This is a genomic window from Nocardioides convexus, assembly GCF_011090295.1.
Map to the genome: position 1 here is coordinate 2,907,211 of NZ_JAAMYA010000001.1, position 13,727 is coordinate 2,920,937.

General features: G+C 71.5%; 14 protein-coding genes and 7 pseudogenes. 12 read left to right on the forward strand and 9 right to left on the reverse strand.

From position 1 onward, the window contains the following. The first annotated feature begins 378 nt into the window (after positions 1 to 378). The 11 genes and pseudogenes from rpmH to G5V59_RS21910 all read left to right on the forward strand — a co-directional run bounded on the left by rpmH (position 379) and on the right by G5V59_RS21910 (position 6,768). On the forward strand, positions 379 to 516 hold the full coding sequence (gene rpmH, locus G5V59_RS21865) for a 50S ribosomal protein L34 (protein ID WP_075018668.1): 138 nt from the start codon (positions 379 to 381) through the stop codon (positions 514 to 516). A gap of 54 nt (positions 517 to 570) precedes the next feature. Continuing rightward, the gene (gene rnpA, locus G5V59_RS21870; protein WP_278257858.1) at positions 571 to 945 is read left to right on the forward strand and encodes a ribonuclease P protein component; all 375 of its coding nucleotides are present in this window, start codon (positions 571 to 573) and stop codon (positions 943 to 945) included. After that, a pseudogene (gene yidD, locus G5V59_RS21875) lies at positions 942 to 1,227 on the forward strand (membrane protein insertion efficiency factor YidD). Before rnpA ends, yidD begins: the two are co-directional and overlap by 4 nt. 36 nt (positions 1,228 to 1,263) lie before the next feature. Continuing rightward, positions 1,264 to 1,773 (forward strand): annotated as a pseudogene (gene yidC, locus G5V59_RS21880) (membrane protein insertase YidC); the annotation flags it as partial. A 121-nt stretch (positions 1,774 to 1,894) separates the two neighbouring features. Beyond that, positions 1,895 to 2,275 carry a YidC/Oxa1 family membrane protein insertase gene (locus G5V59_RS21885; protein ID WP_278259988.1) on the forward strand — a complete coding sequence of 127 codons (381 nt, stop codon included), beginning with the start codon at positions 1,895 to 1,897 and terminating at the stop codon, positions 2,273 to 2,275. 23 nt (positions 2,276 to 2,298) lie between these two features. Then, positions 2,299 to 2,805: pseudogene (locus tag G5V59_RS21890) on the forward strand (R3H domain-containing nucleic acid-binding protein). 176 nt (positions 2,806 to 2,981) lie between these two features. After that, positions 2,982 to 3,518 carry a 16S rRNA (guanine(527)-N(7))-methyltransferase RsmG gene (gene rsmG / locus G5V59_RS21895; RefSeq protein WP_341351002.1) on the forward strand — a complete coding sequence of 179 codons (537 nt, stop codon included), beginning with the start codon at positions 2,982 to 2,984 and terminating at the stop codon, positions 3,516 to 3,518. Positions 3,519 to 3,879: 361 nt separating this feature from the next. Next, positions 3,880 to 4,733: pseudogene (locus tag G5V59_RS21900) on the forward strand (ParA family protein). A 410-nt stretch (positions 4,734 to 5,143) separates the two neighbouring features. After that, positions 5,144 to 5,500, forward strand: a pseudogene (locus tag G5V59_RS37385) (ParB/RepB/Spo0J family partition protein); the annotation flags it as partial. Between the two features lie 37 nt (positions 5,501 to 5,537). Then, the gene (locus G5V59_RS37390) at positions 5,538 to 5,786 is read left to right on the forward strand and encodes a hypothetical protein (protein ID WP_341351370.1); all 249 of its coding nucleotides are present in this window, start codon (positions 5,538 to 5,540) and stop codon (positions 5,784 to 5,786) included. 565 nt (positions 5,787 to 6,351) lie between these two features. Further along, positions 6,352 to 6,768 carry a hypothetical protein gene (locus tag G5V59_RS21910; protein ID WP_278257860.1) on the forward strand — a complete coding sequence of 139 codons (417 nt, stop codon included), beginning with the start codon at positions 6,352 to 6,354 and terminating at the stop codon, positions 6,766 to 6,768. On the opposite strand, the gene G5V59_RS21915 is transcribed toward G5V59_RS21910, so the two are convergent. The 6 genes from G5V59_RS21915 to G5V59_RS21940 all read right to left on the reverse strand — a co-directional run bounded on the left by G5V59_RS21915 (position 6,713) and on the right by G5V59_RS21940 (position 10,596). Continuing rightward, positions 6,713 to 7,279, reverse strand: a complete 567-nt coding sequence (locus G5V59_RS21915; protein WP_278257861.1) for an ATP-binding protein — start codon at positions 7,277 to 7,279, stop codon at positions 6,713 to 6,715. The two genes, G5V59_RS21910 and G5V59_RS21915, sit on opposite strands and share 56 nt — an antisense overlap. A gap of 8 nt (positions 7,280 to 7,287) precedes the next feature. Next, positions 7,288 to 8,667 carry a response regulator transcription factor gene (locus G5V59_RS21920; protein ID WP_278257862.1) on the reverse strand — a complete coding sequence of 460 codons (1,380 nt, stop codon included), beginning with the start codon at positions 8,665 to 8,667 and terminating at the stop codon, positions 7,288 to 7,290. Between the two features lie 5 nt (positions 8,668 to 8,672). After that, a complete protein-coding gene (locus tag G5V59_RS21925; protein ID WP_278260332.1) occupies positions 8,673 to 9,023 on the reverse strand; it encodes a hypothetical protein in 351 nt (116 codons plus the stop codon). After that, complete coding sequence (locus G5V59_RS21930) at positions 8,932 to 9,405, reverse strand: lysophospholipid acyltransferase family protein (RefSeq protein ID WP_278257863.1); 474 nt, start codon at positions 9,403 to 9,405, stop codon at positions 8,932 to 8,934. Before G5V59_RS21930 ends, G5V59_RS21925 begins: the two co-directional genes overlap by 92 nt. Positions 9,406 to 9,506: 101 nt before the next feature. After that, positions 9,507 to 9,938 (reverse strand): hypothetical protein, encoded by a 432-nt coding sequence (locus tag G5V59_RS21935; RefSeq protein ID WP_278257864.1) that lies wholly within the window; start codon positions 9,936 to 9,938, stop codon positions 9,507 to 9,509. Further along, positions 9,865 to 10,596 (reverse strand): aminotransferase class I/II-fold pyridoxal phosphate-dependent enzyme, encoded by a 732-nt coding sequence (locus tag G5V59_RS21940; protein ID WP_278257865.1) that lies wholly within the window; start codon positions 10,594 to 10,596, stop codon positions 9,865 to 9,867. Before G5V59_RS21940 ends, G5V59_RS21935 begins: the two co-directional genes overlap by 74 nt. Positions 10,597 to 10,821: 225 nt before the next feature. Here G5V59_RS21940 and G5V59_RS21945 point away from each other — a divergent pair, with 225 nt between their 5' ends. Then, the gene (locus G5V59_RS21945) at positions 10,822 to 11,481 is read left to right on the forward strand and encodes a GNAT family N-acetyltransferase (protein WP_278257866.1); all 660 of its coding nucleotides are present in this window, start codon (positions 10,822 to 10,824) and stop codon (positions 11,479 to 11,481) included. On the opposite strand, the pseudogene trxA reads toward G5V59_RS21945, so the two are convergent. The 3 genes and pseudogenes from trxA to G5V59_RS21960 form a co-directional block, all read right to left on the reverse strand. Then, positions 11,478 to 11,850, reverse strand: a pseudogene (trxA, locus tag G5V59_RS21950) (thioredoxin). The gene G5V59_RS21945 and the pseudogene trxA overlap by 4 nt on opposite strands. A gap of 47 nt (positions 11,851 to 11,897) precedes the next feature. Next, positions 11,898 to 12,880: pseudogene (trxB, locus tag G5V59_RS21955) on the reverse strand (thioredoxin-disulfide reductase). A gap of 81 nt (positions 12,881 to 12,961) precedes the next feature. Further along, positions 12,962 to 13,717: a hypothetical protein gene (locus G5V59_RS21960; RefSeq protein WP_278257867.1), complete on the reverse strand. Its 756-nt coding sequence runs from the start codon at positions 13,715 to 13,717 to the stop codon at positions 12,962 to 12,964. Positions 13,718 to 13,727 lie beyond the last annotated feature (10 nt).

A 13,727-nucleotide genomic window follows, 5' to 3' on the forward strand; every position in this document is an offset into this window, starting at 1 on the left:
GCGCTGTCGGAGGGACAGCAGCACGGGCGGCGAGAAGCGACGTCGGGATGCTTCGAGACCGGCGGGGAAACCCGGATCTGTCGAACCTAACTGCCGGAGTGGGGGTCGATCAACCCGCTATCCACAGGTTTTGAGGAGCACGGTGACAATTGACGGGACATCTCACGCGCGCCCGCGCGAGGGCGGCGCCGGTTTGACCCCTGCTCCGGCCTGCGCGTACCGTTCATTGGTCAAGTCGACCGGTGCCGCATGTCCACGAAGTCTCCCCTTCCGGGGGCGCTCGTGGCTGCGCGGTGGCGGCCGACGTGCCCACCGGCTCCGGATCGGAGTCGCGCGTGGGCAGACCCTTCCCGATCATTGCACCTGAGAGGCCGATTCGTGAGCAAGCGGACGTACCAGCCCAACAACCGTCGTCGCCACAAGGTGCACGGTTTCCGACTGCGGATGCGCACCCGCGCCGGTCGCGCCATCCTGGCGAACCGTCGCCGGAAGGGCCGCTCGAGCCTGTCCGTCTGAGGACGGGCAGGCATCCGGGGGTGTCCGCTCAGCGGAACCCGCGGGGCTGAGTCCATGCTCGACGCCGGTCACCGGCTGCGCGACCCGGATCTCTTCCGGGCCGCGGGCCGCCGTGGCCACCGGGCCGGTTCCCGCACGGTCGTCACGCACCTGCTGCTCCCCTCGGAGCGGCAGGTCGTCGCCATGTCCGGAACCAGTACGACGACCGGTCCGCAGGTCGGCTTCGTGGTGAGCAAAGCCGTCGGCACCGCAGTGGTCCGCAACCGCGTCAAGCGGCGCCTGCGGCACGCGGTCCGGGAGCGGATCGCGACCGTCCCCGTGGGGTCGGTGCTCGTGGTCCGGGCCCAGCCCGCGGCGGCCGCCGCGTCGTACCCGGAACTGGCCGCGGACCTCGACCGTTGTCTGCAGCGTGTCACGGAGGCCCGATGAAGTGGCTGCTGATCGGCCTGGTGAAGGCGTACCAGGCTCGTGGTCAGCCCCTTCCTGGGGCCCACCTGCCGCTACTACCCGTCGTGCTCGGCGTACGCCGTCGAGGCGCTGCGGGTGCACGGCGCGATCAAGGGGACCTGGCTCGCCGGCCGGCGCCTGCTGCGCTGCCACCCCTGGTCCCCCGGCGGCGTGGACCACGTCCCGCCGCGGCGCGGTGACCCGCACCAACCCGTTCTTCTGCCGGCGACCGCCGGCGGTTCCGACTCCCAGCAAGGAGCCTGACTCGTGGGTTTCATCGGCGACATCGGTCACTTCATCATGGTGCCGCTGTACTACATCATCTCGGCGGTCCTGCTCGGGTGGCACAAGTTCTTCACCCTGATCGGCCTGGACGGTTCGGGCGGCCTGTCCTGGGCCCTGTCGATCATCGGCCTGACGCTGGTCATCCGCGCGGCCCTCATCCCGCTCTTCGTGAAGCAGATCAAGTCCAGCCGCAACATGCAGTTGCTGCAGCCCAAGGTCAAGGAGCCTGCAGAAGAAGTACGGCCACGACCGGCAGAAGGTCGGCCGAGGAGACGATGAAGCCTGTACCGCGAGGCGGGCACCAACCCGTTCGCGTCCTGCCTGCCGATCCTCCTGCAGATGCCGATCTTCTTCGCGCTCTTCCGGCTGCTCTCCGGTGCGGCCAAGAGCGACAAGGCGCACGGCTTCTTGACCAAGGAGAAGGCACACGAGTTCGGCGAGTCGAAGATCTTCGGCAGCCTGCCGATCAACGGCAACTTCTGGGCCTCCCGCACCTGGGGTGACGACCCGCACGCGCTGGTCATGATCGTGGCCGCGATCCTCGTGCTGGCGATGACCGCCACCACCTTCACCACGCAGCGCCAGCCTGATGGCCAAGAACATGCCGACCGAGGCGATGAGCGGGCCGTACGCCCAGCAGCAGAAGATGCTGCTCTACATCCTCCCCGTGGCCTTCGGCCTGGGCGGTATCGCCTTCCCGATCGGTGTCCTCCTCTACTGGACCACCTCGAACTTGTGGACCATGGGCCAGCAGTTCTACGTCATCCGCAACAACCCCGCCCCGGGGACGCCGGCCTTCCAGGCCAAGCAGGACCGGGACAAGGCCAAGGCGGCGCGGCACGGGCACACCGTGACCGAGGAGCCCGCCGAGCCCGGTACGACGACCGCCACCGAGGTGCGTCCGAGTGCTCGCCAGCAGCCGAAGCGGCAGACCCGCTCGCAGCGCAGCAAGGGCGGCACGACCGGCGCGACCCCCAAGAACAACCCGTCCGGCAACTCCGGACCCAGCAAGGGAGAGAAGAAGTGAGCGCCGAGATCGAGACCGAGGCCGTGACCGAGGAGACCGCCCCCGTCGCGGAGAGCGACCGGGTGTCCCGCCTGGAGCAGGAGGGTGACATCGCAGCGGACTACCTCGAGGAGCCTGCTCGACATCGCCGACCTGGACGGTGACCTGGACATCGACGTGGAGGCCGACCGGGCCGCCGTGTCCATCGTGGGTGCCGAGCCTGAGCCAGGCTCGTCGGCCAGGACGGCAAGGTGCTCGAGGCGCTCCAGGAGGCTCACCCGGCTGGCGGTCTACCGCGAGACCGGCGAGCGCTCGCGCCTGATGCTGGACGTCTCCGGTTTCCGGGCGGACAAGCGCACCCGGCTCTCCCAGGCCTGGGCGCTGAGACGGCCGCCCAGGTCGCCGAGTCCGGTGAGCCGGTCTCGCTGGAGCCCATGTCCCCGTTCGAGCGGAAGATCGTGCACGACGCGGTGGCGGCCGCCGGCCTGCGCTCGGAGTCCGCGGGCGTGGAGCCGCGGCGCTACGTCGTGGTGCTCCCCGCGGACGCCTGAGCCGATCTCCCGCCTCGACGTTTCACGTGAAACACGACGCATCCCGCACGCCCCCGGCGTCTCCGGATCCTGTGGATCCGGCAGACCCGGGGGTCGTTGCTGAGGGCGGTAGCCCGCTGCCCCCTCCCCCGCCGGCCGTCACCGCGCTGTTCCCCGAGGATCGGGTCGACGCAGCCGTGGCGTACGCCGAGCGGTTGGCCACGGACGGTGTCGTCCGCGGCCTCATCGGGCCCCGCGAGGCGCCCCGGTTGTGGGAGCGGCACGTCCTGAACTGTGCCCTGCTGGCCCCCGCCCTCCCCGAGGGTGCGCGCGTGGCCGACATCGGCTCCGGAGCCGGTCTCCCGGGCCTCGTGCTGGCGATCGCCCGTCCTGACGTGACCGTGACCCTGATCGAGCCACTGCTGCGGCGTACGACCTTCCTCGAGGAGTGCGTCGCCGCTCTGGGTCTGACCAACGTGGAGGTGGTGCGCGGCCGGGCGGACGTGCTCCACGGCACCGCCGACTTCGACGTGGTCACCTCGCGCGCCGTCGCGCCGCTCGACCGGCTGCTGGAGTGGTCCATGCCCCTGGTGGCGCCCGAGGGCGTGCTGCTGGCGATGAAGGGCAGGCTCGGCTCCCGAGGAGATCGAGGCGGCGTCGACGGTGCTCTCCCGGCTCGGTTGTGCGGAGCCGGTCGTCGAGATCCTGGGCGGCGAGGACGCCGCCCTTGCTGATGTCAGTCCGATCCGCATCGTGCGGGTGACTTGGGCCGACCCGGCCCGCGTATCGTTGCCGTCCCGGTCGTCGCGTGGATCTCGGAGTCCGCGCCCCACCCGTGGCCGGAGCAAGAGGAGGAAGTCGTGAGCGACTCTACGTTCCCCGGCGGGTTTTCCACCGACGGAGAAGGGGGTGCTGAGCGTGAGCATCCACAGTCTGCCCCTACTTATCCACAGGTGGGCGGGGCGTCGGCACCCGGCGATGTTTCACGTGAAACGGCCACGCCGACGGTCCTGACGGCCGCGCAGGCTCGCCGAGCGCAACGCCGGCTTCGATGACGACCTCACGCCCCTGGCCCGCGCCGCGCAGGCGACCGTCATGGTCCGCGCTGGTATCCCGCAGGAGCAGTTTGCGCCGGCCCTCGGAGACCCGGGTGCTCGTCGTCGCCAACCAGAAGGGTGGCGTCGGCAAGACCACCTCGACGGTCAACCTGGCTGCCGCGCTGACCCAGACTCGGTCAGCGCGTGCTGGTCATCGACCTCGACCCCCAGGGCAATGCGTCCACCGCGTTGAACATCGAGCACCGCCAGGGCACGCCCTCGACGTACGAGTCTGCTGGTGGACGGGCTCGCCATCGTCGACATCGCGCAGCCCTGCCCCGAGGCGGCCGGACTGTGGGTGGTCCCGGCGACGATCGACCTCGCCGGCGCCGAGATCGAGTCGGTGAGCGTGGTCGCCCGGGAGCAGCGGCTCAAGAAGGCGATCGACGCCCACCCGCGGATCGGGACGGCGGACGCGGCCGGCGAGGAGCGCTTCGACTACGTCTTCATCGACTGCCCGCCCTCGCTCGGCCTGCTCACGCTCAACGCACTGGTCGCGGGTGCGGAGATGCTGATCCCGATCCAGGCGGAGTACTACGCCCTGGAGGGCCTGGGCCGAGCTGCTGGCCACCGTCGACATGGTGCGCGCCCACCTCAACCCCGAGCTCGCGGTGTCCACCATCGTGCTGACCATGTACGACGCCCGGACGCGACTCGCCGCCGGCGTCGCGCAGGAGGTGCGCGAGCACTTCGGCGACCAGGTGCTCAAGACGGCGATCCCGCGCTCGGTACGCGTCTCGGAGGCGCCGTCGTACGGTCAGACGGTGATGACCTACGATCCGGGTTCACCCGGCGCGCTCAAGCTACCTTGAAGCGGCGCGCGAGATCGTCACCCGAGGGAGCCTGTCGTGAACGCTGGAGCGCCCCGCCGCGGACTCGGCCGAGGCCTGGGATCGCTGATCCCGACCGCTCCCCCGGCTCCGACGCCGAGTGCGGGATCTGACCGGGCCGAGGCCTCCGTTGTCAACCAGGACGCCCAGAATTCGGACCTTTCGGCAGGAGCGCCTCCCAGCGGGTCGCCGGACCTCAGGTCCACCGGCTCCACTTCGGGCCCGCAGATCGAAGATTCGGGTCTGGCGCCGGTCGAGGGCGCCTTTTTCGCCGAGCCTGCCTGTCGACGCGATCCGGCCCAACGCGGTCAACCCGCGGACCGTCTTCGACGAGGAGGCGATGGCCGAGCCTGGTCCACTCGATCAAGGAGATCGGCCTCCTCCAGCCGGTCGTCGTCCGCAAGATGGGCCCCGAGGCCTACGAGCCTGGTCATGGGCGAGCGCCGCTGGCGCGCGACCCAGGCCGCCGGGCTCGCCACGATCCCCGCGATCGTGCGCGAGACCGAGGACACCGACATGCTCCGGGACGCCCTCCTGGAGAACCTGCACCGCAGCAACCTGAACCCGCTCGAGGAGGCGGCCGCCTACCAGCAGGCTGCTCGAGGACTTCTCCTGCACCCACGACGAGGCTGGCCCAGCGCATCGGCCGCTCGCGGCCGCAGATCAGCAACACCCTCCGCCTGCTCAAGGCTCTCCCCGGCCGTGCAGCGCCGGGTCGCCGCGGGCGTGCTGTCCGCGGGGCACGCACGCGCCCTGCTCGGCGTACCGGACGCCGAGGTGCAGGACCGCCTCGCCCAGCGGGTCGTCGCTGAGGGCATCTCGGTGCGTGGTCTGGAGGAGATCGTGGCGGTCGGCGAGACCGGCGGCCCGACGCGCCGGCCGACACGCAACAAGCCGAAGGCCCCCGGCCTGGCCGAGGCTCTCCGAGCGCCTGGGCGACCGTCTGGAGACCCGGGTCAAGATCGACCTCGGCAAGGCGAAGGGCAAGATCAGCATCGAGTTCGCCAATACCGGCGACCTGCAGCGCATCGTCGACCTGATCGACCCGCGCAACCGCAACGACCGGGTGATCTGAGCGCGTCGTCGACAAGGCGACATGTCGACAAAACGACTGTTTCACGGGAAACGCAGGGCTCTCAGGTCCCGCGCTGCCGTCGAGGGCCTCGCGAGACCCTTGTGGTGGACGTGGGGCAGGGCACCGTCTGCAGCAACGACGCCCGACACTGGCCGGGCTCGGTTCCCTATGCGCCCGACGCGCGCGACCTCGGCCACGTCTACCGGCTATCGACGCAGACGGCGAAGCGCGACGGCACCGCTAGCGCCGACGGGACGGGTGGACACCCGCTGTGCGAGCGCCGCTTCCGTCACCCGGCGGAGGATGCCCGGCCTGCACCCTTCTCTCGTCCACTGGCGTCGCGTGGCGCCTGCCCAGTTCAGGACCTGAAGGGCGGGCAGCCGTCGCCAAGGGCCTCCTCTCGCGGAATCGCCGATATGTCGACAAAGCAACAAGCCGACATAGCGATATATCGTCATCCGACTGTCACGGTCCTGTGATGGTGGTGCCGCCCTCGTGTGAGGGGCGACGCGGAGGCTAGCGTCGTCGGCGAGAGCCGCCGACGCACGGACAGCAAAGGATCCTCATGATCATCCAGCGGACCAGCAACCGCGTCGCGCTCGCGGGCGGTGTGCTCCTCCTCGTCGGCGGCCTGGCGGCCTGCGGGGTCGAGGACACCACGCCCGTCGCCGCTCATCCCCGGGTCGAGACCTCGGCCGACACCGCGGCGTCGCGGGCCGGGGTCACCTTCCTGCTCGACTGCGTCGACGAGCCGGTCAGCAAGCCCACCTCGTTCACCGTCGCGTGCGCCGACGGCAACCAGAGCCTGACGGACCTGGAGTGGAGCAACTGGGGGGCTGACGAGGCGATCGCGACCGGCACCGTGGTCGCCAACAACTGCGACCCGAGGCGTGCAGAGGGCACCGACGTCAAGGCCCGGGTCCGGGTCACGGCGAGCGACCTCGTGGACGGCGAGGCCTCGGCGACCTACGGCAAAGCCTGACCATCAGGGTCACCGGGACGCTCCCCGACGGCATGGACCCGGAGCAGGAGATCACCCTGAGGACGACCGACCCGGTCGACCCGGAGATGGGTCCGGGCTCCTGAAGGTGATGCTCGCCTCGGCGCCGCCGCCGGGCGGGTTGCGCAGGCTCGACCGACGCGCCGAGCGCCCGCGCCTGACCCTGGACGATGGTGAGGCCGAGCCCGCTGCCGCGGCCGGTGCTGTGGAAGCGGATCGCGCCGCGCTCGAGGATCTCGGGTGGGAACCCCCTCCCCCGGTCGCGTACGACGAGCCGCGGACCCTCGATCGTCACCGACACCTCGCCACCCCCGTGCCGCTCCGCGTTGGCGACCAGGTTGGTGACGATCCGCTCCACGCGGCGCGGGTCGGCGAGCACGTCGGCATCGCGGAGCACCGCGGCGGAGGGGACCAGCGCGGAGAGCGGCGTACGGGTGAGGGCGACCTCCTCGGCGCCGCTCTCCAGCCGGGCCACCTCGAGCAGGTCCTCCACCAGCCGCCTCAGCCGGTCCACGAGCCGCCGGACCAGGTCGGTCGACTCACCCGGCGGCAGCAGGCTCGGCCGCGCTCACGAGCCCTGCGACCGGCGTACGGAGCTCGTGGGCGACATCGGCGGAGAAGGCCTGCTCGGCGCGCAGCCGGTCGTCGAGGGTGGCGGCCATCTCGTCGACGGCCCCGGCGAGCGCCGCGACCTCGTCGCGACCGCCGACCGAGAGCCGGGCGGTGTCCCCGGCGGCGACCGCGGCCGCCGCGCGCCGGAGCCGGCGGCTGAGGCCGGTGGCGACGGCGAAGCCGAGCAGCCCGGTGAGCGGTACGGCGGCGCCACCCGCCACCAGCATCTGCCGGCGCAGGTCCCTCCGGGCGTCCCGCACGGGCGCGTCCGACAGTGCGAGGGCCGCGATCCGCCCGTTCTCGAGCCGTCGCCCGGCCCACATCCGGCCGTCGGTGTAGTACGTCGCCGAGCCCGAGCGAAGCCCGGCCAGGGCGTCGGGAACCCCGTCTCCGTCGATGCTCAACCCGTAGCGCAGGGTCGCCTCCGGCTGCTCCCAGACCAGGATCGCCGCGTCGAGCCTGGGTCAACGCCTCGGTGCGCAGCCGCTCGCGGGTGCTGGTGGCGGCCAGGTGGTCGATGACCAGCCCGACACCGAGCAGGGTCGCCAGCGCCGCACCCACCACCGCGACGGTGATCCGGGTGCGCAGCGAGTGCCTCACCGTCGCGCCATCTTGTAGCCCGCGCCGCGCACGGTGGTGATCTCCTCGGCGCCGATCTTGGCGCGCAGCCGCTGCACCGTCACGTCCACCACCCGCGCGTCGCCCCAGTGCGCGCCCTCCCAGACCAGGTCGAGCAGCCTGGGAGCGGCTGAGCACGATGCCGAGGTTGTCGAGGAAGGCCGCCAGCAGCCGGAACTCGGTGGCCGACAGGTCGACCGGCACGCCGTCGCGTTGCACCGTCATCCCGTCGACGTCGACCGGGAGCGCGCCGTGCGCGACCTCCCGGGTGGGCGCGGCCCCGCCGCGCCGGCGCAGCAGCGCTCGCAGCCGCGCCTCCAGCACGTCGCCGTCGAAGGGCTTCACCACGTAGTCGTCGGCACCCGCCTCGAAGCCGACCACCTGGTCGCGCGGCAGGTCCCGCGCGGTGAGCAGCAGGATCGGCGTCTGCCCGCCGTGCGCCCGGATCCGCTCGGTCAGCCGCAAGCCGTCGAGCAGGGGCAGCACGACGTCGATGACCGCGAGGTCCACCTCCCGTGCCCGGTACGACGCCCAGCCGGCCTCGCCGTCGGCGGCCGTGACCACGTCGAAGCCCCGGGACTCGAGGACCAGCCGGGTCGTCGTACGCAGGTCCTCGTCGTCCTCGACGAGCAGCACCAGGGGACGCTCCACGCGGGTCAGTCCATCATGCGTCGCGCTGCTCCGCCGCCTTGGCGGCCCGCTTGGCGGCCCGCTCGCGCAGGCTCCGCCTTGTCCATCTCGTCGGCCTTCTCCGGCGTCGGCGCCGAGCCGCCGAAGCGGGCGGGGATCCACCAGGAGCCGGGCTTCTTCTCGTCCTCGGGGTACTCGGCCAGCACCTCGTCGAGCATCCGCTTCATGGCCTCGCGCAGCGCCTCGGTCTCGGCGGCGACGTCCTCGCCGGTGGGGTACATCGGCTCACCGACCTTGACGATGATCGTCTTCGGCGAGCGGGAGAAGTCGCGCGGGTGGTCCTTGGTCATGAGCCGGTGGGCGCCCCAGACGATCACCGGGATCAGCGGGACGCCGGCGTCGGCGGCGATCCGGGCGGCCCCGGACTTGAGCCTCCTTGATCTCGAAGGAGCGGGAGATGGTGGCCTCGGGGTAGATCCCGACGACCTCGCCGGCCTTGAGGTAGGCCAGCGCGTCCTTCATCGACTGCACGCCGGAGGCGCGGTCCACCCGGATGTGGTGGAAGGACCGCAGCAGGTGACCGACGCCGGGGGCGTCCATCATCTCCTTCTTGATCATGAACCGGACCAGGCGCTTGCGCGGCTCGGCGCCCGCGCCGCCGTAGATGAAGTCGACGTAGCCGGTGTGGTTGATCGCCAGCAGCGCGCCGCCCTTGCGCGGGATCGCCTCCGAGCCGGACACCACCACGCGCTGACGCATGAGCCTTGAAGAGCACCTTGGCGGTGACGATGACAGGCGGGTACGTGATGTCGAGCACCGCTGGAGTCTGACAGCCGAACCTGAGAGAACGCGAGTGCCTGTCACGCAGATCGCACGGGAGGAATTGCTCCCGGCGAACAAAACTCAGCGGCGGGTGGCCAGGAAGTCCGCGATCCGCCCGATGGCCTCCTCCAGCACGTCCACGTCCGGCAGGGTGACCAGCCGGAAGTGGTCGGGCGCGAACCAGTTGAAGCCGGTGCCGTGGGTGACCAGGATCTTCTTGGCGCGCAGCAGGCTCGATGACGAACTGCTCGTCGTCGTCGATCGCGTAGACCTCGGGGTCCAGGCGCGGGAAGCAGTAGAGCGCGCCCGAGGGCCGCACCGAGGAGACGCCGGGGATCTCGTTGAGGAGCCGGTCGGCGAGCATCGCCTGCTCGTAGAACCGTCCGCCCGGCACGATCAGACTCGTTGATCGACTGGTAGCCGCCGAGGGCGGTCTGGATCGCGTGCTGGGCCGGGACATTGGCGCACATGCGCATGTTGGAGAGCGTGGTGAGCCCCTCGAGGAAGTCCTCGGCGAGCCTCCTGCGGTCCGGAGACCATCACCCAGCCGGCGCGGTAGCCGCACACCCGGTAGGCCTTGGACAGACCGCTGAACGTCAGGCAGAGGACATCGCTGCCGGCCGACGCTGCGGCGTGGTGGTGCACGGCGTCGTCGAAGAGGATCTTCTCGTAGATCTCGTCGGCGAAGACGACCAGGTCGTGGCGGCGGGCGATGTCGACCAGCCCGTCGACCATCTGCTTGCTGTAGACCGCCCCGGTCGGGTTGTTCGGGTTGATGATCACCAGGCCGTGGGTGTTCTCGGTGATCTTCGACTCGATGTCGGCGAGGTCCGGCATCCAGCCGTTCTCCTCGTCGCAGCGGTAGTGGACCGGCGTACCGCCGGACAGCGACACCGCGCCGGTCCACAGCGGGTAGTCCGGCGCGGGGACCAGGATCTCGTTGCCGTCGTCCAGGAAGGCCTGGAGCACCATCGAGATCATCTCCGAGACACCGTTGCCGACGAAGACGTCCTCGACGGCGGTGTCCTTGAGACCGCGGGACTGGTAGTACTGCGCGACCGCGGTGCGTGCGGAGTAGATGCCGCGGGAGTCGCTGTAGCCCTGCGCGTCGGGCAGGTTGTGCACCATGTCGGCCACGATCGCCTCGGGCGCCTCGAAGCCGAAGGGCGCGGGGTTGCCGATGTTGAGCCTTGAGGATCTTGTGGCCCTCGGCCTCCAGCCGCTGAGCCTCGACGAGGATGGGTCCCCGGACGTCGTAGCGGACGTTGGCGAGCCTTCTTGGACTGCCGGATCTTGCGCACGGACCCCATCCTCTCAGGTCCACGCCACCCGATTTCGGCCTACCATCGAGAGGTGGCCCGTACGACGGTCCCGCTGACCCTCGACCTGCTCGACGCGTTGGACGCGCCGTGCCGGACCTGCCTGTTCTGGGAGCGGGAGCCGGTGCAGCGCCAGGGCCTCTCGCCCGCCGAGCGGGCGCGCGAGAAGGAGGCCTGGGTCTCGGAGGTGCTGCGGGAGTGGGGCTCGTGCGGGCGCGTCGCGGTCGTGGACGGCACGCCGGTCGGCTACCTCGTCTACGCGCCGGCCGCCTTCGTGCCCGGCGCCGCGGCCTTCCCCACCGCCCCGGTCTCCGCCGACGCGGTGCTGCTCACCACGGCCTGGATCGACCCGGCGCACACCGGCGGAGGGCTGGGCCGCCTGCTCGTCCAGGGCATGGCCCGCGACCTGGTCGGCCGGGACGGCGTCCGGGCGGTCGAGGCCTTCGCCCGCACCGGCGGGACGGCACCGAGCGGCCACGCGGAGTGCGTGGTGCCGGCGGACTTCCTGGCCCGGGTCGGCTTCAAGACCCACCGCCCCCACCCGCGGACCCCGCGGATGCGGATGGAGATGCGCTCGCTGGTGACCTGGCGCGGTGAGATGGAGGCCGCGTGGGAGCGGATCGTGGGGGCCGTACGACGACCGGCACCGGCACCGGCGCCCGTGCCCCGGGAAGCACGAAGCCCCCGGCCCTAGCGGACCGGGGGCTCCTGAGCGTTCTCAGGCGCTCTCACGCGTTGATGAACTCGTCCAGGCTCCTTGAGGATCGCGGCCTTGGGGCGCGCGCCGACGATGGTCTTGACGACCTCGCCGCCCTGGTAGACGTTGATCGTCGGGATGCCGGTGACCCGGTACGACGCCGGGGTGACCGGGTTCTCGTCGACGTTCAGACTTGTAGAAGGCGATCTTGTCGCCGTGGGCGCCGGCGATCTCGTCGAGGATCGGCGCGACCTGGCGGCACGGGCCGCACCACTCGGCCCAGAAGTCGACCAGCACGGGCTTGTCGGACTTGAGGACCTGGGCGTCGAACTCGGCGTCGGTCACAGCGGAGATGTTGTCGGCCACGGGGGCCTCCTTCGGATCGGGGTGAACGTGAAGTCTGGTAGGTGAACCTATGCGGAGACCGAGGCATTCCCGGCGGTCGCGGCGGCGTGGTCGAGCTCGGCGATGTAGCGCTCGGCGTCGAGGGCCGCGGAGCAGCCGGTGCCGGCCGCGGTGATCGCCCTGGCGGTAGACGTGGTCGACGAGGTCGCCGGCCGCGAAGACACCGGGGATGTTGGTCGCCGTCGAGCCGGGGCGGACCAGGACGTAGCCGTTGTCGTCGAGGTCGACCTGGCCGGTCAGCGGCTCCGAGCGGGGCTCGTGGCCGATGGCGATGAACAGGCCGGTGGCGGCCAGGCTCGCGGGTCTCGCCGGTGACGGTGTCCTTGAGCGTCAGCGACTCCAGGGAGTCCTCGCCGTTGATCGAGTCGACCACGGAGTTCCACACGATCTCGAGCTTCGGGTCGGCGAAGGCGCGCTCCTGCATGATCTTGGAGGCGCGCGACTCGTCGCGGCGCACGATCAGGGAGACCTTCGAGCCGAAGCGGGTGAGGAAGGTGGCCTCCTCGACGGCGGAGTCGCCGCCGCCGACGACCGCGATGTGCTGCTCGCGGAAGAAGAAGCCGTCGCAGGTGGCGCAGTAGGACACGCCGCGGCCGGAGAGCCTTCTCCTCGTTGGGGAGGTCGAGCTTGCGGTAGCCGGAACCGGTGGACAGGATCACCGCGCGGGCGGTGTAGGTGTCCGTGGCGGTCTTGACGACCTTGATCTCACCGGTGAGGTCCACCTCGACGACGTCGTCGGCGACCAGGCTCGGCGCCGAAACGCTCGGCCTGGGCCCGCATCTCGTCCATCGACCCGGGGCCCTGGATGCCGTCGCGGAAGCCGGGGAAGTTCTCGACCTCGGTGGTGTTCATGAGCGCACCGCCGGCGGTGACCGAGCCCTCGAAGACGAGCGGGCTCAGGCTGGGCCCGCGCGGCGTAGATCGCTGCGGTGTAGCCGGACGGCCCGGACCCGATGACGATGAGGTTGCGGGGCTCGGCGGACTCGGTCATGGGACTCCCCACGTAGTAGGACGGAACTGCACTCTCCAGAACCCGATCGTAGGCGCCGGCATTCCCCACGGCGACCTCGGCTCAGCCCGCGGCAGGCAGGGTGAGCGAGTGCAGCACGTCGCCGGTGCCGCAGGCCAGCACGTCGGCCGCCTGGTTCGACCCCGCGGGCTGCCGGAAGGCGACCACGGCGGGCTGGCCGGCGTACCGGACGGCGACGAGGTGGCCCGCGCCGAAGTCCGCCGGCTGGCACAGGAAGTCGGCCGGCGCGGTGAGGGTGGCGATGGCGTAGTCGGCGGTTGCCGGGTGCGGCAGCGCGGCGCGCTGGAGCGCGAGCAGGTCCTCGCGCAGGTGGTCGGGGCGTACGTCGCGCACCGGCTCGTCGGTGACCACCCGGCGCGGTGCCCCGGGAGAGGCCACCTCGGGAGCCGCGCTCGCCGCCGACCGGCTCCCGTCCTTCTGGCTCAGCGCCCCGGCGTCGCCGGAGGCCTCCGGACTGCGGGCCGGCGCCTGGTCGGACGTGCTGGTCGCCGAGACGTCGGGATCACCGTCGTCGGAGAGGTAGCCCGCCGCGAGCGCCACCGCGACCACCGCGGCCGCGGCGCCGAGCAGCGCCCGGACCCGCAGGCGGCGCCGGCGTGCCGCGGCGTCGAGAGGGACGACGCCGGGGTGCTCCGGGTGCGACAGGCTCGCCCGCTCGGCGACCAGGCCGGCGAGGGTGTCGTCGAGCCGGCTCGCCACGGCCGGCGGCAGCGGCTCGGGTCCGCCCGCCTCGGCGAGGGCGCGGCGGACCGCCTCCTCGCGCGCGGGGTCGAGGGACGGATCGGTGGGTTCGGTCATCAGCGGGGGG